The sequence below is a fragment of the Arthrobacter sp. BK1 genome (assembly GCF_056680055.1).
On record NZ_CM155263.1, the window covers coordinates 2,955,180 to 2,974,745 of the forward strand.

At 65.6% G+C, this 19,566-nt stretch carries 22 protein-coding genes; 14 read left to right on the plus strand and 8 right to left on the minus strand.

Annotated features, from left to right (window positions below; genetic code table 11):
• The first annotated feature begins 57 nt into the window (after window positions 1-57).
• On the plus strand, window positions 58-909 hold the full coding sequence (locus AC1MCA_RS13430; RefSeq protein WP_479798037.1) for a LysR family transcriptional regulator: 852 nt from the start codon (window positions 58-60) through the stop codon (window positions 907-909).
• 70 nt (window positions 910-979) lie between these two features.
• Here AC1MCA_RS13430 and AC1MCA_RS13435 read toward each other — a convergent pair whose 3' ends face one another.
• From AC1MCA_RS13435 to AC1MCA_RS13445, 3 genes are all read right to left on the minus strand, one after another.
• Entirely contained in the window at window positions 980-1,717 is a 738-nt protein-coding gene (locus AC1MCA_RS13435; protein ID WP_479798038.1) for a substrate-binding domain-containing protein, read from the minus strand.
• A gap of 239 nt (window positions 1,718-1,956) precedes the next feature.
• On the minus strand, window positions 1,957-3,249 hold the full coding sequence (locus AC1MCA_RS13440) for an MFS transporter (protein ID WP_479798039.1): 1,293 nt from the start codon (window positions 3,247-3,249) through the stop codon (window positions 1,957-1,959).
• Between the two features lie 25 nt (window positions 3,250-3,274).
• Complete coding sequence (locus AC1MCA_RS13445) at window positions 3,275-4,498, minus strand: M20 metallopeptidase family protein (protein ID WP_479798040.1); 1,224 nt, start codon at window positions 4,496-4,498, stop codon at window positions 3,275-3,277.
• 150 nt (window positions 4,499-4,648) lie between these two features.
• On the opposite strand from AC1MCA_RS13445, the gene AC1MCA_RS13450 reads away from it, so the two are divergent.
• A complete protein-coding gene (locus tag AC1MCA_RS13450) occupies window positions 4,649-5,683 on the plus strand; it encodes an Lrp/AsnC family transcriptional regulator (RefSeq protein WP_479803393.1) in 1,035 nt (344 codons plus the stop codon).
• 97 nt (window positions 5,684-5,780) lie between these two features.
• Entirely contained in the window at window positions 5,781-6,377 is a 597-nt protein-coding gene (locus tag AC1MCA_RS13455; protein WP_479798041.1) for a DnaJ family domain-containing protein, read from the plus strand.
• A 109-nt stretch (window positions 6,378-6,486) separates the two neighbouring features.
• Here AC1MCA_RS13455 and AC1MCA_RS13460 read toward each other — a convergent pair whose 3' ends face one another.
• A complete protein-coding gene (locus tag AC1MCA_RS13460) occupies window positions 6,487-8,889 on the minus strand; it encodes a transglycosylase domain-containing protein (RefSeq protein ID WP_479798042.1) in 2,403 nt (800 codons plus the stop codon).
• 216 nt (window positions 8,890-9,105) lie between these two features.
• On the opposite strand from AC1MCA_RS13460, the gene AC1MCA_RS13465 reads away from it, so the two are divergent.
• Window positions 9,106-9,729, plus strand: coding sequence for a PadR family transcriptional regulator (locus AC1MCA_RS13465; protein ID WP_108598978.1), 624 nt, complete (start codon window positions 9,106-9,108; stop codon window positions 9,727-9,729).
• Here the strand turns inward: AC1MCA_RS13465 and AC1MCA_RS13470 are convergent.
• On the minus strand, window positions 9,708-11,009 hold the full coding sequence (locus AC1MCA_RS13470; protein ID WP_479798043.1) for an ammonium transporter: 1,302 nt from the start codon (window positions 11,007-11,009) through the stop codon (window positions 9,708-9,710). The two genes, AC1MCA_RS13465 and AC1MCA_RS13470, sit on opposite strands and share 22 nt — an antisense overlap.
• 299 nt (window positions 11,010-11,308) lie before the next feature.
• Between AC1MCA_RS13470 and AC1MCA_RS13475 the strand changes: the two genes are divergently transcribed.
• The gene (locus tag AC1MCA_RS13475) at window positions 11,309-11,707 is read left to right on the plus strand and encodes a hypothetical protein (protein WP_108598976.1); all 399 of its coding nucleotides are present in this window, start codon (window positions 11,309-11,311) and stop codon (window positions 11,705-11,707) included.
• Window positions 11,708-11,728: 21 nt separating this feature from the next.
• Here AC1MCA_RS13475 and AC1MCA_RS13480 read toward each other — a convergent pair whose 3' ends face one another.
• Together AC1MCA_RS13480 and AC1MCA_RS13485 are read right to left on the minus strand one after the other, a co-directional pair.
• Window positions 11,729-12,055, minus strand: a complete 327-nt coding sequence (locus AC1MCA_RS13480) for a DUF202 domain-containing protein (protein WP_479798044.1) — start codon at window positions 12,053-12,055, stop codon at window positions 11,729-11,731.
• Window positions 12,056-12,058: 3 nt separating this feature from the next.
• Window positions 12,059-12,463 carry a YidH family protein gene (locus AC1MCA_RS13485; protein ID WP_479798045.1) on the minus strand — a complete coding sequence of 135 codons (405 nt, stop codon included), beginning with the start codon at window positions 12,461-12,463 and terminating at the stop codon, window positions 12,059-12,061.
• A gap of 104 nt (window positions 12,464-12,567) precedes the next feature.
• Here AC1MCA_RS13485 and AC1MCA_RS13490 point away from each other — a divergent pair, with 104 nt between their 5' ends.
• The 4 genes from AC1MCA_RS13490 to AC1MCA_RS13505 all read left to right on the plus strand — a co-directional run bounded on the left by AC1MCA_RS13490 (window position 12,568) and on the right by AC1MCA_RS13505 (window position 16,369).
• Entirely contained in the window at window positions 12,568-13,629 is a 1,062-nt protein-coding gene (locus tag AC1MCA_RS13490) for an LLM class flavin-dependent oxidoreductase (protein WP_479798046.1), read from the plus strand.
• Between the two features lie 88 nt (window positions 13,630-13,717).
• On the plus strand, window positions 13,718-13,921 hold the full coding sequence (locus AC1MCA_RS13495) for a hypothetical protein (RefSeq protein ID WP_108597550.1): 204 nt from the start codon (window positions 13,718-13,720) through the stop codon (window positions 13,919-13,921).
• Window positions 13,922-14,087: 166 nt separating this feature from the next.
• On the plus strand, window positions 14,088-15,185 hold the full coding sequence (locus AC1MCA_RS13500) for a ferredoxin reductase (RefSeq protein WP_108597549.1): 1,098 nt from the start codon (window positions 14,088-14,090) through the stop codon (window positions 15,183-15,185).
• 14 nt (window positions 15,186-15,199) lie between these two features.
• Window positions 15,200-16,369, plus strand: a complete 1,170-nt coding sequence (locus AC1MCA_RS13505) for a fatty acid desaturase family protein (RefSeq protein WP_479798047.1) — start codon at window positions 15,200-15,202, stop codon at window positions 16,367-16,369.
• A gap of 76 nt (window positions 16,370-16,445) precedes the next feature.
• On the opposite strand, the gene AC1MCA_RS13510 is transcribed toward AC1MCA_RS13505, so the two are convergent.
• On the minus strand, window positions 16,446-16,703 hold the full coding sequence (locus AC1MCA_RS13510; RefSeq protein ID WP_108597547.1) for a metal-sensitive transcriptional regulator: 258 nt from the start codon (window positions 16,701-16,703) through the stop codon (window positions 16,446-16,448).
• A gap of 119 nt (window positions 16,704-16,822) precedes the next feature.
• On the opposite strand from AC1MCA_RS13510, the gene AC1MCA_RS13515 reads away from it, so the two are divergent.
• Genes AC1MCA_RS13515 through trxA form a run of 5 tightly spaced genes read left to right on the plus strand, consistent with a single transcriptional unit; the run spans window position 16,823 to window position 19,456 of the window.
• Window positions 16,823-17,446, plus strand: a complete 624-nt coding sequence (locus tag AC1MCA_RS13515; RefSeq protein WP_479798048.1) for a rhodanese-like domain-containing protein — start codon at window positions 16,823-16,825, stop codon at window positions 17,444-17,446.
• The gene (locus AC1MCA_RS13520; protein ID WP_479798049.1) at window positions 17,443-18,339 is read left to right on the plus strand and encodes a sulfite exporter TauE/SafE family protein; all 897 of its coding nucleotides are present in this window, start codon (window positions 17,443-17,445) and stop codon (window positions 18,337-18,339) included. Before AC1MCA_RS13515 ends, AC1MCA_RS13520 begins: the two co-directional genes overlap by 4 nt.
• A gap of 29 nt (window positions 18,340-18,368) precedes the next feature.
• Window positions 18,369-18,710 (plus strand): rhodanese-like domain-containing protein, encoded by a 342-nt coding sequence (locus tag AC1MCA_RS13525; protein WP_479798050.1) that lies wholly within the window; start codon window positions 18,369-18,371, stop codon window positions 18,708-18,710.
• 30 nt (window positions 18,711-18,740) lie between these two features.
• The gene (locus tag AC1MCA_RS13530; protein WP_479798051.1) at window positions 18,741-19,037 is read left to right on the plus strand and encodes a rhodanese-like domain-containing protein; all 297 of its coding nucleotides are present in this window, start codon (window positions 18,741-18,743) and stop codon (window positions 19,035-19,037) included.
• A 59-nt stretch (window positions 19,038-19,096) separates the two neighbouring features.
• Entirely contained in the window at window positions 19,097-19,456 is a 360-nt protein-coding gene (gene trxA / locus AC1MCA_RS13535) for a thioredoxin (RefSeq protein WP_479798052.1), read from the plus strand.
• Window positions 19,457-19,566: the final 110 nt, after the last annotated feature.

The window sequence follows — 19,566 nt, forward strand, 5'->3', positions numbered from 1 at the left end:
CCACCCAATGCATAGACGTCACTATCCATACGCTGCACGCATGAATACACTGCGGACATGACACTCGAACTGCGCCAGCTGCGCTGCCTGGTCGCCGTGATGGAAGCCGGCACCTTCACCGACGCCGCCATCGACCTGCGGGTCTCCCAGGCGGCGGTTTCCCGGAACGTGGCATCCCTCGAGGAAGCCCTCGGTGTCCGGCTCATCCACCGGACCACCCGGAGTGTCGAACTGACCTCTGCCGGCGAACGGACCTTGCGGCACGCCCGCCGGATTCTCGCAGCCGTTGCTGAACTCGAACGCGATGCGAAGGCCGGCGGCAGTGCCGTCCGGATCGGCTACGCATGGTCTGCGCTGGGAAAGCACACGGCCGAGTTCCAGCGCCGCTGGGCCGCGTCTTACCCAGCGCGCGAACTCCGCCTCATCCGGACCAACACGCCCACTTCCGGGCTGGCGGAAGGGACCAGCGACTTCGCCATCCTGCGCCGGGTCCCTGACACGGCAACAGTGGAACTGGTGCTCGTCGGCACCGAAAAGCGGTATTGCGCCATGGCAGCAGAGGATCCATTGGCCGGTAAACGGTCGGTCACCCTTGCCCAGGTTGCGCACAGCCCCCTGGCCTTGGACCTCCGTACGGGGAGCACGCAGCTCAATCTGTGGCCCGAGGGTGAGCGGCCCCAAAGCACTGTTTCCATCGAGGACGTTGATGACTGGCTGACAGTGATCGGGAGCGGCAAGGCGCGCGGCATCACAGCAGAATCCACAGCCCACCAGTACCGCCGTCCCGGAGTGGTCTACCGGCCGGTCCGGGACGCTCCGCCCGTGCCGGTGTACGCCGCGTGGTCGAGGAAGGATCCGCCGGCCCAACGTCAGGAGGTCATGGAGCTGCTCGCGGGCTTGTACGGGTGAGCTGTGCTTGGCTGCCCGGTTCCGGATTCTCGCCGGGAAGTGCCATCCCGCTCGGCGGAGGATCCCGTGGTCAGGCGGGTTCCAGCCCGTTGGCCGCATAGGCCGCCCTGGCCCCGTTGCTGTGCAGGAACTCCCGGAGTTCTGTGGCCCCGGCCGGATGCTTGGTGCCAACCGCGGGCGTCGCGCCGGACACTTTGCTGCCGAGCGCCGTCGAGAAATCCGTGTATTCCTGCACGGCATCGGGGAGGGGGCCGACGATCCTTGCTTCGGGAACGAGCAGGAGTTCACTCAGCTGATGGATCGCGAGATCGGCCCGGCCATCCAGCAGCGCCAGGGCTGTGGGCCCGGCGTCGACGATGGTGGCCTTTGCCTTGACCTGCGCGGCGATCCCCAGCCGTTCAAGCAGCCCGGCGAAATAAAGCCCGCTGGGGCCGCTGCGCGAGTAGGCCACCGAGCGGGCACCCGTCACGGCACTGATCAGTGCATCCACGGTGCTGATATCCGGTGCCGGCGCGCCAGGGGCTACCGCCACACCCACTCCGGTCCGGGCGACGGGACGGAGACCTTCCAGGACCTTGGCCGACCCCAGGTCCGCCAGGGAACCGGTGATGCCTGCCATGACGTCCGGCCGGGCGCCGGATTCAATCCGCGCCAGCAGGCGGAACGTGGGCTCATAGACAGCCTCCACCTGCAGCCCCGTGGAGCGGGCGAACGCGGGGAGGATCACGTCCTGCACCGGCTGCTTGAGCGCGAAGGCACAGAAAAACGTCAGTGCCCGCTCGCCTTCTCCGGCGGCGTGAGAGTTCATGGGGCTCCTTCAGGTAGGGCTGCTTCCACAAGGATGGTCCTTCGGGAGCCCGCCGCGTGAATTTGTGAAGTCAGCGGAACGCCAACGCGGGGTCACTCCACGCCCGATAACGGGCGTTTTTTGGGCCAAAAGTGACCCCGCGTTGGAGTGGAGGCCAGCCCATCCACAATGCACAAAGACGCCGACGGCGGGACCTCCCGCCGTCGGCGTCTTGCGTGAAATTCCGGGGCTGCCCGGTGTCAGTGAGTCAGGTCCTTGCCCTTCGTTTCAGGGATGGTGAAGACAAACGCGATGCTGATGAGGAGCAGGAGCACGGCGTAGACGTTGAACAGGTTGGCCTGTCCGATCGAGCCGAGCCATGCCTGCAGGTAGGGTGCCGTGCCGCCGAAGGCCGCGACGCAGATGGAGTAGGGGATGCCGACGCCGACGGTGCGGATCTTGGTCGGGAACAGTTCGGCGTAGACGGCCGGGACGATCGCGGCGCTTCCGGCGATGAAGAACAGCATCACGGACATGGTGACCGCGAGCTGCCAGGGGGAATCCTTCAGCAGCCAGGTCATGGGGAAGTGGAACAGCGCTGCACCGGCGGCACTCATGATCATGACGGGCTTGCGGCCGATCCGGTCCGAGAGCCGGCCCCAGAACGGCAGCGCCGCGATGAACAGCACGTTGGCGATGACGCTGGCCCAGAGGGCTTCGCCGCGGTCCATCTTCAGCACTGAGGCGGCGTAGCTTGGTGTCACAACACCCCAGATGTAGTAGCTCACCGTCAGGCCGACGGTCAGGCCGATCACCTGCAGGGCCTGCTTGCGGTGCTTGTAGATCTGCGGCCACAGCGGATCGTGCTTTTCCTTGGGGGTTTCTGCCTCGAATGCGGCTGTTTCTTTCATCCGGGACCGCATAAAGAGCGCGTAGAGTCCCAGGGCCCCGCCGATCAGGAAGGGAATGCGCCAGCCCCAGGCGTTCATGTCAGTCTTGCTCAGGACGTTGGACAGGATGGCTCCGAGCATGGTTCCTGCGAGGATGCCGACGGTGCCGGAGGTGTAGATGAGCGTGGCCCAGAAGCCGCGTTTTTCCTTGGGCGCCATTTCGGAGAGGTAGGTCTGCGACGACGGCAGCTCACCGCCGTGGGCGAGGCCCTGGATCAGGCGGGCCACCAGCAGCAGGACCGAGGCAAAGGCTCCGACCGCTTCGAAGGTGGGGGCGATGCCGATCAGCAGGCTGCCCAGCGCGGCAAGCCCCACCGCGAAGGTCATGGAGGTCTTGCGGCCGATCCGGTCACCGATCCAGCCGAACACGAAGCCGCCGAACGGGCGGGCCACGAAGCCGACGGCGAAGATGGCCAGGGTGGCCAGGAACGCCGACGCCGGGTCTTCCTTGCTGAACAGGGCGCTGGCGATGAAGGGCGAGAACGTTGCGTAGATGGCCCAGTCGTACCATTCAACGGCGTTGCCGATCCCGGTGCCGATCAGGGTGCGCATGTGGGACTTGTGGACCTGGACGTCGGCTGGGACGCCTGCTGTTGTGGTCATGATGTTCTCCAGGTGTGAAGGGAAATCAGTGGGTGGCCGAGGCCAGGGCGTGGATGCGGGAGACGGCCAGCTCTGTGTAGAGGGCTGTTCCGTCGGACAGGACGCCGTCGTCGAACAGGGCGTACGGGGAGTGGTTGAAAGCTGTTGTGGTGTGGTCGGCGCCCGGGGCCACGGCGCTGAGGCCGATGAAGGTCCCCGGTACTTCCGCGAGCACCCTGGAAAAGTCCTCGGAGCCGCTGAGGGGAGTGGCCCAGCGGGAGAGGCGCGAGCTGCCAAAGAGTTCCTCGATGGTTTTCTCGGCGGTCCGTGTTTCGTCCTCGTCATTGATTGTGGCGGGATACTCGTGGCGGTAGTCGACATCGACCTCGAGGCCGTGTGCCGCGGCAATACCCTTCAGCAGCATGGGAACGGCAGTCATCATCTGTTCCCTCGCAGACTCTGAGAAGGTGCGGACGGTGGCTTCGATCCGTGCAGATTCCGGGATGATGTTGCGCTTGGTGCCGGCCTGGAGGACGCCCACGGTCAGGACCACCGGATCGAACACGTTGAACTGGCGGGTGATCATGACCTGCAGTGCGGTGACCATTTCTGCGGCCGCAGTCACAGGATCCTTGGCCACGTGCGGGGCGGAGCCGTGGCCGCCGGCGCCGAGGACAGTGACGGTGAGTGCATCCGATGCGCTGAGCATCACCCCTGATTTGGTGGCGAAGCGGCCGTGCGGCTCCAGGGCGGAAAACACGTGCATTCCGTAGGCGGCATCGGCCCGGCGTCCGGCCGCGTCCAGCACACCCTCGCGGATCATGTGGGATGCGCCGTCCCAGCCCTCCTCGCCCGGCTGGAACATCAGGACGACGTCGCCGGCCAGTTGGTCCCGGCGCTCGGCCAGGAGGGTGGCGGCTCCGGCCAGCATTGCGGTGTGGAGGTCGTGGCCACAGGCGTGCATGGTGCCGTCGGTTTTTGATGCAAACACCGCACCGGTGCGCTCCTGGACGGGCAGCCCGTCCATGTCGGCGCGGAGGAGGACGGTTGGCTTGGTGACCGAAGCGTGCGGCGCGCTGCCGCGCAGGACCGCAGTGACCGACGTCGTGCTCTGCCCCAAGGTGATTTCGTACGGCAGGCCCTCGAGTGCCTTGAGGACCTTTTCCTGGGTCCGGGGCAGCTGGAGTCCGATCTCCGGGTCCTCGTGCAGCTCGTGGCGCAGCCGGACAATATCGTCCTGCAGTTCCCTGGCGTCGGCGGTGATTGACATCTGCTCTCCCTCTGGACCGTGGGTCCGTTGATGGTCTGGTGTCCATTGTGGGGTGACCTGATTCACAACTCCGGAAGGTACTGGAAAGAATCAAAAGTATGCTGGGAAACGCAGGAATCATTCATTCTCAGGGAAGGTCGGACCGAAGTGATGCTCAGCGAGGAGGACCTTGCCCTGATTAACGTCCTGCAGGTTGCGCCGCGGATCAGCTGGGCGGACGCGGCGGACGTGTTGGGGGTTCACGCCACAACTTTGGCGGCCCGCTGGGACAGGTTGAGGTCGGCGGGCGCGGCCTGGACCACGGCACATCTGATTGGCGACCCCAAACAGATGTGCCTGGCGCTGGTGGATGTGGACTGCGAGATGCGCCTACGCGCCGAGGTCACCGCCGAGCTGGCCGCCATCCCGGACGTGGTCACGGTTGAGGAGGCTGCGAGCAACAGGGACCTCATGCTGACTGTCATTTCGCCCACCCTGGAACAGTTCACGGATCACGTGCTTCCGCGGTTCAAGGAGATCCCGGGGTTGCTGAAGTACCGGACATCGCTGGGAACCCGCCTGCATTCCGCCGGCCATACGTGGCGGCTCAACGCCTTGGACAACGCACAGCAGAACGCCCTGCGTGCCGTTGTTGGCCACGAGACCGCCGGTTCGGCAGGAGCCCGGACCGGATCGCCCCTGCCGCAGAGCCATCTGGACCTGATTCCGTTCCTGGCGCGCGATGGGCGGGCCAGTGCCGCTGACATTGCCCGGAGCCTGGGCCGCAGCCCGGCCACTGTCCAGCGGCAGCTGAACCGGGTGGTTTCCAGCGGCCTGCTGACATTCCGCTGTGACATTGCGCAGAACCTGTCCGGCTACCCGGTGAGCTGCCAGTGGTTCGCCAATGTGCCGCCGGGCCAGCATGAGGCTGCCGCCGCGGAGCTCCGCGGCCTGCGGACAGTGCGGCTGAATGCATCCACCAGCGGGAGGACAAATTTCGTGATCCTGATGTGGCTGAAATCGCTGGCCGATGTGATGACTGCTGAACTGGCCCTCCAGCAGCGCATTCCGGAGATCGAACTCGTGGAAAGCGCCGTGATCCTCAGCCGGGCCAAGCGGATGGGCTGGATGCTGAACCCTGATTCGACGGCCACCGGGGCGGTGGTGGTAGCGGACACCGGGGTCCCGTCGCTGGCGCTGGGCTGAGCCCTCAGGCGCCTGATGGCGCCCCGTTGAAACCCGGAGTCCGGTTCTGAATACTGGAAGACAGACTCGATTTCAGGGGCGGAGGCGGTATTTGGCGATGAGCGGGGCGGGCGAGTTCAAGCGGCGCCTGGAGCGGGCAGCGGAACTCCGCTCCTACCGGGGAGCGGGGATCAGTGCCGAGGAAGAGGCGGAACTCGATGCCGCGGAGGAAAACGAGCGTCAGAAGCGCAGGAAAGTGGACGACGCCAAGAGAGCCGAGTACCTGATCCGCGACGCCATGGCCCAGGGTAAATTCGACAACCTCAAGTACGCGGGCAAGCCCATCCCCGGTCTCGGGGAGGCCTTCGATCCTGACTGGTGGGTCAAAGGACTGATCCAACGGGAAAACATCAGCGGCCTGGGTCCACAAGCCATCCTGCTCCGTACTGAGGACGCCGAACTGGAGGGCCGGCTCGACGCCCAGTTCACGGAGAAGCAGGTGCGCGACATCCTGACGGACTTCAATGCCCGCGTGATCGACGCCCGCCGCCAGCTCCAGGGCGGCCCGCCGGTGATCACCAAGACCCGCGACGTCGAGGCGGAAGTGGCGCGGTGGTATGAACGCCGTGCCGCGCGGGGGAAGGCCCAGGCGCCGGAGCCGGAACCGGAGGTCAGCCGGTCCTGGTGGCAGCGGCTGTGGCGCGGCACCACCTAAGCGCTGCACCACTGAGGCGTGGCACTGCCAAGACGGGTGGGCCACTTAGGTGCGCGGCACCTCCGCGGGATGGACGACGGCGGACGACTCCCGCCGTCGGACGTCAGGTTCAGCCCTGCGGGGAGCCGTTCTGCGGCGGAGGGCCGGGAACCTCGGGAACCGGCGGTGGGGCGGGTGCGGGCTCGGGAGAAGGTGGCGGCGGCGCAGGCAGAGGTTCCGGCGGAGGTTCCGGCGCGGGAGCAGGCGCAGGAGGGGGAGGAGGTGCCGGCGCGGGGGCAGGTGCCGGTGCGGGTGCTGGAGCCGGCGCAGGTGCCGGCGCAGGCCTCGGCGCGGCCGGTGCGGGAGTCGGTTTCGGTGGCGCCACCATGGAGGCCGGCGGCGGCGGGAATGGGTTGGCTGGGTAGAGCTGCGCAACCTGCAGCATGTAGTTGGCCCACTGCGGACCGGCAATCATGTAGCCGTCCAGGCGGGGATAGAACGTTCCGTTGATGGTGACGTTCTGGCCCGGGCGTTTCTGCCCCTCAAGGGCGTCGCCGAAGAAGGAAGCGGTGGCCAGGCCCGAGGTGTACCCGGCCACCCAGGTGGCGCCGTTGTTGTTGGAGGTGCCGGTCTTGGCGGCCACGGGAACCACGGTGTGGACCTTGGGGTTGATCCACACGCCGGACCCCACCATCATGACATCCTGGAGGACCGCGTTGACCCCGCGCGCCACGTCCGGTTTCACGGCGTCGCGGCACTCGGGGGCCTGCGCAGGAAGGGTGCCGCCGTTGACGTCCTTGACCTCCAGCAGGGCAATCGGTGAGCAGTAGCGGCCATCATTGGCGAAGGTTGCAAAGGCATTGGCCAGATGCAGTGGCGCCACCCCGATGGCACCCAGGAGGTTGCCCAGCTGGTGCATGTTGATCTGGGCGCCGTCCAGCCCGCTGTGCAGGCCGACGGCGTCCACCATCTTCTGGATGCCGCAGAAGTCCAGCTGCGCGGCCGATGCGAAGGTGGCCGTGTTGATGGAGTTATAGAGGCCGTAGTTCACCGGCATGGGACGGTAGTAACCCTCATCGGCGTTCTGCAGGTCATCGGCGGCGCCCAGCTCCGGGTTGTTCTGCGCCGTGCTGTACGCACCCAGGACCTTCCCGCAACTGGAACGCCAGGGGAATCCCAGCGGGTAGACCCGCCGGGAAGCGTCCACCACCGCGGTCATCGACTTGCCCTCGTTCAGCCACTCCGCAAAGGTGAACGGCTTCATGGTGGACCCGGGCTGGAACCCTCCCGCGCCGTTGAGGTCGTTGCCCTGAGGGTCCCGCGAATCCACATTGAAGTTCAGCTGCGTATCAAACTTTCCCTCCTCCGGGAGGAACACGGTGTTCTGCGCCATCGCCAGGATCCGGCCGGTTCCGGGCTGCACCGTCACCAGCGCCGCAGCCCATTTGTCAGGATTCGGTCCCGCGGTGCCGTCAACCTGTCCCTGCGCTGCCGTCTGCAGGCGGCTGTCCAGCGTGGTCTTGATGGTCAGGCCGCCACGGTAGAGGAGGCGTTCGCGGTCGATCAGGCTGTTCCCGAACGCCGGGTTGTTCAGGATGAGGTGCGAAATGTAATCGCAGAAGTACGGCGCCATGGCCGCATTCGCACAGCCCTGCCTCGCCGGGTTCAGTTTGAGTTCGATGGGCGTCGCCACGGCTTCATCGTGCTGGGCCTGGGTGATCCTGCGCAGGACGAGCATTTCCCCGAGGACCTGGTTGCGGCGGGCGATCGACTTTTCCGGGTTCAGTGCCGGGTTATAAAAGCTTGGGCTGTTCACTAATCCTGCCAGGAGGGCCGCCTGCGGCAAGGTGAGGTCCTTGGCAGTTGAGCTGAAGAAGTACCGGGCGGCGGCCTCGATGCCGTAGGCGTCCCTGTTGAAGAACACGATGTTCAGGTAGCCCTCGAGGATCTGGTCCTTGCTGAACTGCTTCTCCAACGCGATGGCCAGCTTCATTTCGCGGAGTTTGTCGCCCACGCTCTTCTGGCCGCTGAGGATCACCTCGTCCGGCCGGTCCTTGGACAGGAAAGACTCGTTGATCACGTTGGTGACGTACTGCTGGGTGATGGTGGACGCCCCCTGGCGCCCGCTGCTGGTCATATTGGAGATGGCCGCCCGGAGGATGCTCTGGGGGTCGATGCCGGCGTGGTCGTAGTACCGGCTGTCCTCGATGGCGACGATGGCGTCGCGGACGTAGGGGGACATCTGGTCCAGGGGGACCTTCACGCGGTTTTCTGCAAAAAACGTCGCGATCAGCTGGTCGTCCGAGGTCAGGACCTTCGTAGACTGCGACGGCGGCGCTACCGTGAGTTCCTCCGGCAGTTTGTCGAAGAACGTGATGGAGTTGCTGACGCCATACCCCACGGCCGCAACCGCCGGTGCTATCAGGGTGGCGGCCAGAACGCCGCACAGTGCGCTCGCAGTGAAGTATCCCAGCACCCTGCCCAGGGCCGCTGCCACGCGGTGACCGCGCTTCCGCTTCGTTGTCTGCGCCATTGTCCAGCCTTCAGCTAGCGACGTGTGAACAGGATACGCCGCAGGACCTGCTTCCTCCAGATGCTGGATCAAGTGATGCCAAGCCGAGATTTCCCGGGGAGATTGCCAGCGGCCTCTTGTTTAACCGATAGTTACCGATATATCGTTAACTATCGGTGAATAGATCACCGACTGGATTCAATACCTCGGATCCACCCCTTTGAAAGGAAAAGCACCATGAAGGGAATTCACGACGAAAAGAATTTGGAACCCGAGTTCGGGCGCGGACGTTTCGGCCGCGGCCGGGGGCATCGCGGACCGCACGGTCACCGCGGTGGAGGGTTTGGCCCTGGCTTTGGCCCCGGCGGGTTCGGCCCGGGTTTTGGACCGGGAGGAGGTTTTGGTCCCGGCTTCGGGCCAGGTCCGCGGCGGGCCAGCAGGGGCGACGTGAGGTGGGCGATCCTCTCACTTCTTGCCGAGGCTCCGTCCAACGGATACGGGCTGATCAAGACCATCGCGGAAAAGACCTCCGGTGCATGGCGGCCCAGCCCCGGCTCCATCTACCCGACGCTCCAGCAGTTGGTGGACGAGGAACTCATCGAACCCATCGGCGAGGGCCGGCGGACCGACTTCACCCTCACCGATGCAGGCAAGGCGTACGTCGCCGAGCATGCGGAGCAGCTGGAGAACGCGTGGAACACCGAGGCGGAAGGTTCCGGGCCGGCGTTTCACCAGAGCATTGGGAAGCTGATGGGCGTCCTTCATCAGTTCCGGACGGCCGCAACCGAAGAGCAGCGGGCCGCCGCAGTGGAAAAGCTGGACGAGACGCGCCGTGCGCTCTACCGGATACTGGCCGACTGAGCCTGACGTTCCGGTGCAGGCTGAGTGTGTGCCGCGGGGCTGAAATGTCCAGCCAGAATCTCGCCGAAGGCATAGGCGGTCTCGGCGTGCTGTGACAGGTCCACGCCCACGGTCTCCGCTTCATGGCTGACGCGGAAGCCGATGAACCGGTTGATGGCCTTGCCGATCACCAGGGTCACGATGCCGGACAGGAGCACGGTGACCGTCACCGCGGCGGTCTGCGCAATCAGTTGCTGCATGCCGCCGCCGTAGAAGAGGCCGCCGTCCTGGCCGTCCACGGGAAGGGCGATAAAGCCCAGGGACAGCGTGCCGATCAGGCCGGCGCCGAGGTGGACCCCCACCACGTCCAGGGAATCGTCCAGCCCGAAGCGGTATTTGAGGTCCACAAACACGGCACATGCTGCGCCGGCCACCAGGCCGAGGCCGATCGCGGCCACCGGGCTGATGTTGGCGCAGGACGGGGTGATGGCCACCAGGCCGGCAACCACGCCCGAGGCCGCACCCAGGGATGTGGGGTGCCCGTGACGGATCTTCTCCGTGACCAGCCAGCTGAGCATGGCCGCGGCAGGAGTCACCAGGGTGTTGATCCAGATCAGGCCTGCCTGCTCCGCTGTGGAGGCGGCGCCGCCATTGAAGCCGAACCAGCCGAACCACAGGATGGCCGCACCAAGCATGATGAAGGGGACATTGTGGGGGCGGTGGTTGGGGTCTTTTGCGAAGCCGTGGCGCTGACCGACGATCATGGCAAGGACCAGGGCCGCTGTGCCCGAGCTGATTTCGACGACTGCCCCGCCGGCGAAGTCAATGACCTGGCCAAAGGCTTCGGTGATGGCACCGCCGGCGCTCATGAGCCCGCCGCCCCAGATCATGTAGGCGAGCGGGCAATAGACCAGCGTGACCCACAGCGGCACAAATACGGCCCAGGCGCTGAACTTGGCCCGGTCTGCGATCGCGCCGCTGATCAGGGCAACGGTGACGATGGCGAAGGTGGCGCTGAAGCCGGCCTTGATGAGGTCAGGGGAGCCCATGATGGCCTGCAGCCCGAAGTTGGCAAAGGGATTGCCGAAGAGGCCCAGGACGCCGTCCCCGGTGGTCATCGAGTAGCCCCACAGGACCCAGACGACTCCGACGATGCCTGCTGAGATGAAGCTCATCAGGATCATGTTCAGGGCCGCCTTGGCCCGGGTCATGCCGCCGTAGAACAGGCCGAGCCCAGGGGTCATGAACAGTACCATTGCGGCCGAAACCATCAGCCAGACGTGTTGCGCAGTGATTTCCACCTGCGGGTCCCTTCGCGTATTGAGCCTGAAATACGGGACAACCCACTGCGGCCCACGCATTCCCCCTGGTCAATATTTGCGGTCCCGTGTTTCGGAAAACACATCGCCAAGTTGCGGTGAGGTTACGCCGAGAGCCATTGCGTGAAGATCACGTGACCGATTTGTTTCCGGCACGTTAACGAGTCACTTTCCGACGTGCGCCACCAGCCGTCACTGACCGGACGTTTCCTGCACATGAACACTGGCTCACCAACGCCACGGACTCCTGACGGCAACCAACCACCGGTAGCATCTTGACCATGCCCACTGCGCTCGACATGGCAGGTCCCATCCTGGAAATGCTGACCTGGCTGACCCTTCCTGCGGGGCTTGCCCTGCTCTTTTATGCGGGCATCCTCCGGCGTTTTGTGCACCCCTGGACTGTGGCAGAAGCCGTGGTCTATGCGGATGCCAGCGGGACGGGTTTCCGCTGGTTTGACCGCAAGTTCCAGGTCCACCACGCGCCCATGTCTCCGCATGACATCAGGGACCTCGCCGTCGGTGACACACTGCCCATCTACTACCACCCCAAGCGCCCCACCCAGTGGCAGACCGCAGCGCCCGAATCGGTGGGGCGCACCGCCGTCGTGCTTGGGCGTGTCCTCACCGGGATCGGCGCCGCGGCACTGATCGCCGGCTTCTTCCTGCCGATGTTCTGAGTCGGGCAACGTGGTGACGGCCTAACCGGCCAGCACCACAGCGATCCCCAGCGCTCCCAACACGATCCCCGCAAAGGCCGTCCACAGCACTGCGGAGGTGTCGGCGTCGACCTTTTCGCGCACGATTCCCCATGCGCTGGCACGGTACCGGCGCCGCTGCGTCAGGTAGATGGCCAAGGCGGCGCCGGCGGACACGGCAAAGAGCAGCAGGATCGGCAGGCCGTGGTGGGGGAGCCAGCGGAGGAAAATGGCGCTGACTGTCACCAGTGCCAGCATGGTGCGGCCCCAGGCCAGCGTGGTCCGTTCGGGCTGGAGCCCGGGGTCGCCGTGGGTGGCAGCGGCAGACACGTCTCAGCGCCAGAGAATGGACACGACGACGACGGCGGCGGCCAGCGCGCCCGCACCGGCCAGCAGCGGCACGATCAACGGCAGCGGCAAAGGAGTGCTGTTTCGCATGCTCCGCTCAACGCGGATCCAGCGCACCGCTGCGCCGCCGCTCAACAGCATCCCCAGCAGAAGCAGCAGCACCGCGAGGACCTTGCGGACCGGCTCAGCAAACAGATCTGAGGTGAAAGCTTCAATGGCGATGCCTCCCGCCAGGAGCGCCAGGGAGGTCCGGATCCAGGCGAGGAAAGTGCGTTCGTTGGCGAGGGTGAAGCGCGGGTCCGGTTCCGTCCCGCCGGGCAGCAGCCGTTCGGCCAGCTTCCCGCGCGGCGGCGGCGTGGGACCTTCGGGCGGCGTCTGGTTGCTGGGCACGGGGACAGCTTAGCCGGGGGTCAGATGGTCTGCGACGCGATGGAGACGACGGCGCTGGGAAAACATGGGGGAATGCGGGCGGGGCCCTGGAGGTTGGCCATGACATGCAACGCATCGGATTTCTGTCCTTCGGCCATTGGGGTCCCGGCCAAGGCTCCCGCACCAGGACGGCCGGAGAGGCCCTGCTGCAAGGCATCGAGCTGGCTGTTGCCGCCGAGGAAATCGGCATGGACTGCGCCTTCTTCCGGGTGCATCACTTTGCCCGTCAGCAGGCGTCCCCCTTCCCGCTCCTGGCTGCGATCGCCGCGCGGACCAGCCGGATCGAACTGGGCACCGGCGTCATCGACATGCGTTACGAGAATCCGCTGTATATGGCCGAGGAGGCTGCCGCCACGGATCTGATCAGCGGCGGACGGCTGCAGCTCGGCATCAGCCGCGGGTCACCCGAGCCGGCGCGCAACGGAGCCGCGGCGTTCGGATACACGCCTGAAGAAGGGGAAACTGACGCAGACTTGGCCCGCCGGCACACGGAGCGGTTCCGGCAGGCCATCAGCGGCGCCGGAGTGGCGGAGGCCGATCCGCGCTACGCAGGATCCGTCCACGGCCTGCTGCCGGTCCAGCCTCAGTCGGCAGGGCTGGACCAACGGATCTGGTGGGGGGCCGGGAGCCGGAAAACCGCTGTGTGGGCGGCCGGACTGGGGATGAACCTGATGAGTTCCACCCTGCTCACCGAGGACACCGGCGTGCCGTTTGACCAGCTTCAGGCAGAGCAGATCCAGCTCTTCCGCGAGGCATGGACCGCTGCCGGGCACACCCACCAGCCGCGGGTCTCGGTCAGCCGCAGCGTCCTTCCCATCGTGGACGAGGAAGACAGCCGCTATTTCGCCGGCAGCGCCCTGCGGGACGCCCGGGACCAGGTAGGGATCATCGACGGCGTGACGGCACGATTTGGCAAGAGCTACGTGGGCGAACCTGACGCGCTGGCAGAGCAACTCGCAGCCGATGCCGCTGTCCAGGCCGCGGACACTTTGCTCCTCACCGTCCCCAACCAGCTAGGCGTCGATTTCAACGCCAAGATGCTCGGAAACATCGCCCGCCACATAGCCCCTGCCTTGGGCTGGACGCCTGCCGGATCAGCGGAACAGGGGCCCGCTCCGTCACGCTGAAAACTCTGCTGGGTGTTCCGGGCCGGAGGGAATATTCTTACAGTGCCGGGTATTTATTGGCCCGCCCACCATGGCCAGAGAGGCACCCATGTCCGAGAAGCTCCACCTTGACCCTGAAGACGAATTCCCGGACGACCTCAGCACCCTTCCCGACGGGGCGTTGCAGGTTCTGGACAGCCAGGTCCAGCGTCAGCTTGATTACGAGTATGTGCGGGAAGGTGAGCCGAACCCCGAGACTGAGTTCAGGCACCACGACCTGGACGCGGAATTCCAGGAGCGGGACATCCGCTGAATAATCCTCAGCATGCTTAGTGATATTGGGTAAGGTAGGAACTAATCTTCAGTCAGAGCCGTTAGGCTTATAGCGGCTGGGGGGTCAATATGCCACCACTACACAGCGTGACTGCGGAACGGTCAGGAGAGAGAAATATGGCTCGCGCCGCTATAGGTATAACTGCATGATCCGGCTACGCCAGCTGGCCCAAGCTGCCACGGTCCTGACCACACCGCTCTCGCCCGAAGATATTCTGGCGCTCTTCAACCCTGTCTTCTCGGCGCGCCAGCTGCGCGGCGTGGTGACCCGCGTTGTGCAGGAAACGGCCCAGTCGGCCACCATCTTCTTCCGCCCCGGCCGCGGCTGGCACTCCCACCTGGCTGGCCAGTGGGCGCGCATCGGCGTCGAGCTTGACGGCGTCAGGCACTGGCGCTCATATTCCCTGAGCGCCCCCGCAGGCACGGATCCCGCCATCACCGTTACGGACGTCGGAGCCGTTTCCGGAACGCTGGTCCGCACCACCAAGCCGGGCGATGTCCTTTTCCTTGCTCCTCCCCAGGGTGATTTCATCCTCCCCGAGCACCCCCGGCCCTTGCTGATGGTCACCGCCGGAAGCGGCATCACTCCGGTGATGTCCATGATCCGCACGCTTGTCCCACGGCGCCCGGACGCCGACGTCGTGCTGGTCCATTCCGCACGGACACCCGGCGACAGCCTCTTCCGCGAGGAACTGGCGGAGCTGGCTGACCAGTTCCCGAATTTCCGGCTGGCCCACTGGTACACCGGCGAGCAGGGCCGCATGGACCTGACCAACACCGCCGAACTGGACGAGATCTGCCCCGACTGGAAGGAACGGGCTGCCTACGCCTGCGGACCGGACAGCTTCCTGGACGACGCCGAGGCCCTGTGGAAGCAGGCCTCCCTCACCGCCGGTGCCCCGGGATCCGATGTTGCCGTCGCCGGCGATCCCGGAAACCTCATGATCGAACGGTTCAACACCGCCTTCGCCGGCGGTGTGGGCCACGACGGCGGCCTGGTCACCTTCGAGGCATCGGACCGGGAAGTCGAGGCCGACGGCGACACTCCACTGCTCGACGTCGGCGAGGACAATGGAGTGCTGATGCCCAGCGGCTGCCGCATGGGCATCTGCCACAGCTGCCTTACACCCCTTCTGGCCGGACAGGTCCGTGATCTTCGCACCAACGAGGTCCACGGCGAACCCGGCGAACTAATCCAAACGTGTGTCTCGGCAGCCGCCGGACCCGTCAACCTCGAAATCTGAGGAGCAATCACCGCATGTCAGTAGTTTCAGCAGCAAAAGCCACCTCCACCGGCGCGTCAAGGACGCGCCCCGGGGCACTGGCAGAATCCGGCAGCCCTTCGGTCCGCCCTCCGGCAGCAGCACACCTGACTGACGAGCAGGTTGCGGAGATGGGCCGGGAGCTCGATGCCATCCGCGACGAGATCCTCGCCAAACGCGGTGCAACCGATGCCGCGTACATCCGGCGCTTGATCAAGGTCCAGCGCGGCCTGGAGATTTCCGGCCGGGCAGCGCTGCTGGTCAGCAAGAACAAGGCCGCCTGGGTCACGGGCACCACGCTCCTGAGCCTGGCCAAGATCCTTGAAAACATGGAAATCGGACACAACGTGCTCCATGGCCAGTGGGACTGGATGCGGGACCCGGACATCCACTCCACCACGTGGGAGTGGGACTTTGTCACGCCGTCGCGCTCGTGGCAGCACACCCACAATGACCTCCACCACCGCTGGACCAACGTGGTGGGCAAGGACAACGACGTCGGATACAACCTCCTGCGCATGGACGAGGCCCAGCCGTGGGTGCCCATGAACCTGGGCAACCCGCTCTACAACGCGATTCTGGCGCCCCTCTTCGAGTGGGGGATCGCCATCTACGACCTCGAGCTCACTGAGTTCAAGGAGGGCAAGAAGTCCAAGGAAGCCATGCTCAAGGACCTCAAGGCCCTGGGCAAGAAGGTGGTCACCCAGTTCACCAAGGACTACGCAGCCACCCCGGCAGTGGCCATGCTCACCGGCTCCGGCAAGCAGGCGCTCTACGGAACCCTCACCGCCAACGCTGTCCGCAACGTCTGGGCGCACGCCGTCATCTTCTGCGGCCACTTCCCGGAAGGAACGGACACGTTCACCGAGGAAATGGTGGAAGGTGAAACGCGCGGTGACTGGTACGTCCGCCAGATGATCGGCTCCGCCAACATCTCCGGCTCCAAGTTCATGCACCTGATGACAGGCAACCTCTCACACCAGATCGAGCACCACCTCTTCCCGGACCTGCCCTCCAACCGGTACGCCGAAGTGGCTCCCCGGGTCCAGGAAATCTGCCAGCGGTACGGCCTGAAGTACACCACCGGACCCATCTGGAAGCAGGTTGGTTCCACCTGGGCAAAGGTCTTCAGGCTGGCGCTGCCGCCGAAGGCCGCGAAGGCCTGATCTAAAACAGCACAGCAATAAAAAAAGTGGAGCGGCCGGGCAAAATGCCTGGCCGCTCCACTTTTTGTCGTGCCCTTTAGGCGAGGGAGAGGAAGAGCTTCTCCAGTTCCTTCTTGTCCATGGTGGTGTCCTCGCGGACGATGCACTGTTCCAGGCCGCTGGCGATGATGGCGAACCCTGCCCGGTCCAGGGCTTTGGAGACGGCTGCCAGCTGCGTGACGATGTCCTTGCAGTCCCGGCCCTCCTCCAGCATCCGCGTGACGGCGGCGAGTTGGCCCTGGGCCCGCTTGAGGCGGTTAACCACGGGGGTCAGTTCAGTCGAATCAAGTTGCATGGGTCTCCAATGGTTGCGGTCCTGGGCTCAACTATATACCCACCGGGGTGTTTTGACTACCCCGGGGGGTATCTGTAATACTCGGTGGGGTATTCATCCTTACGTCGAGAGGCCATCCATTGACTTCCCCTTCCACCACCACAGCCGTCACTGCACTTGCTCCGGAGACGCTTCGCCGCTGGGTCACCGAGCACCAGGATCTTGTGGTGATTGACGTGCGCTCCGCCGCCGAATTCGAGTCCATGCATATCCGCGGCTCCTACAACGTGCCGCTGCCGCTGCTGTCCGAGCACACCGACGAACTCGCCGCCCGCCTGGGCAGCCGGGTGGTCCTCGTCTGCCAGTCCGGGGCCCGTGCCGAGCAGGCACGCCAGCGCCTCGGCAAGTCCGGCATTGACACGGCCTACGTGCTCACCGGCGGTGTGCCGGGCTTTGCGGCAACAGGCGGTGACGTCGTCAAGGGCAAGGACCGCTGGGACCTGGAGCGCCAGGTCCGCCTCGCCGCGGGATCCCTGGTGGTCCTGGGCCTGGCCGGCGGAAAATTCGTATCACCCAAGATCCGGACGCTTGCCGGCGTGATCGGCGCCGGTCTTACATTCTCCGCGGCCACCAACACCTGTGCCATGGGGCAGGCCATCTCCGCGATGCCGTGGAACAGGTCCACCAAGGAACCCACGCGCGAAAGTGCCATCCTGGCCTTCCCGGTCAGTGCTGATGTGAACGCCGAGGCCAAAGCCTCATGACCGTAACCCTGCTCCTCGTTCTTGCGCTGTCGGTGGTCATCGGGCTCTCGCTCGGTGTCCTCGGCGGCGGCGGATCGATCCTGACCGTGCCGATCCTGGTCTACGTGGCAGGGTTCGAAGCCAAGGAAGCCATCGCGGCATCCCTGTTCGTCGTGGGCGTCACGTCTGCCGTGAGTGTGTTCAGCCACGCCCGCGGGGGCAGGGTGATGTGGCGGACAGGACTGATCTTCGGCGCGGCCGGCATGGCCGGCGCGTTCGTCGGCGGCCTGCTCGGCGGCCACATCCCCGGCCAGATCCTGCTTGTCGCCTTCGCCGTCATGATGGTGGCCACCTCCGTGGCCATGCTTCGCGGCCGGAAGAAAAAGTCCGACGCCGATGCGCCAGTCAAGCACGAACTGCCCCTTGGCAGGGTGCTGCTGGACGGCGCCGTGGTGGGTCTCGTGACCGGCCTGGTCGGTGCGGGCGGCGGCTTCCTGGTGGTTCCGGCCCTGGCACTCCTGGGTGGCCTGCCGATGTCGATTGCCGTGGGTACGTCGCTGGTGGTCATCGCGATGAAGTCCTTCGCCGGGCTCGCCGGATACCTCACCACGGTGCAGCTGGACTGGGGCATCACCCTCGGTGTAACCGCAGCAGCCATCGTGGGCAGCCTCATCGGCTCCAGGCTGGCCGGCCGCATCCCGGAAGCCGCGCTCCGCAAGGGCTTCGGCTGGTTCGTCCTGGCCATGGGAACGTTTGTCCTGATCCAGCAGGCTCCGGCAGACCTGCGCTGGTTCATCGCCGCCGGCGTCGCAGCCCTCACCGCAACCACCGCCGGCATCTGCTGGTTCTTCATCAGCTCCTGCCCCCTGCGCAACCGCACCGGCCGCCGCAGCAAAGTCCCCTCACCCGCCTGAACCAACCACCCCTACCCAAGGAGAACCCCATGGGCCTCATCCGCTCCCTGAAAAAAGCCTTCAGCAAGCCCTACAAAACGGTCTCAGTAGCTGAGGCCAAGGACCTCCTGTCCTCAGGCGCCGCGCTGATCGATGTCCGCTCCGCCCAGGAATGGCGCTCCGGACGGGCACCCCAGGCCAGGCACATCCCGCTGGACCGGCTGCAGACCAGCACCGCCGGAATCAACAAGAACAAGCCCGTGATCGCCGTCTGCGCATCCGGGGTCCGCTCCGCGTCAGCGGCCCGGCTCCTCGCCTCCCAGGGGTACCAGGCCTGCTCCCTGCGTGGCGGCATGGGCGCCTGGCGCTCGGCCGGCGAGCCCGTCCGCTAGCAGCAGGACACTATTTCGAAGGAGAATCCAATGGCTGAAATCACCATCACCGAAGCCGAACAGCGGCGCGCCAGCGCCCGCATCCTCGATGTCCGCGAGGACTTCGAGGTCGAGGACGGCATGATCCCCGGCGCCCTCCACATCCCCATGGGCCAGCTGCAGGCACGCCTGTCCGAACTGGACCCCGCAGTCCCCGTCATCGCGGTCTGCCGCAGCGGCAACCGTTCAGCCCGCGTGGCTGATGCCCTCAACGGGGCCGGCTTCTCGGCGGACACCATGGCCGGAGGCATGATCGCCTGGACCCGCGCCGGCCTCCCCACCACCTGAGCACCTACCGGCCCAGCCGCCACGCACCCAAGACAACTCCCGAAAGGACACGAAAGACGATGGCAACCATCGATGTCACCGAACAGAGCTTCGCCGAAACCCTGGAGAACAGCGAGATCGTCTTCGTTGACTTCTGGGCAGCCTGGTGCGGACCCTGCCGCATGTTCGCCCCCACCTACAGCGCAGCCGCCGAAAGGCACCCGGACATCACGTTCGCCAAGGTGGACACCGAAGCAGAACAGGCCCTCGCCGCAGCGGCGGGCATCACGTCCATCCCCACCCTCATGGCCTTCAAGGACAAGACCCTGGTCTTCTCCCAGCCCGGAGCCCTCAATGCCACCGGACTCGAAGAGGTCATCCAGGGCGTCAGGAATCTGAACATGGACAAGCTCCGGGCCGATGCGGCACAGCAGGCCTGACGCCGGATCCGCCGCAAAACCGAGGCGCAGATATCCCCACTTGCCGGATACCCCCTAGGGTATTAATATTGTTACAGAGCACATCCCCCACCCCTTTCACGAAGGAGAGC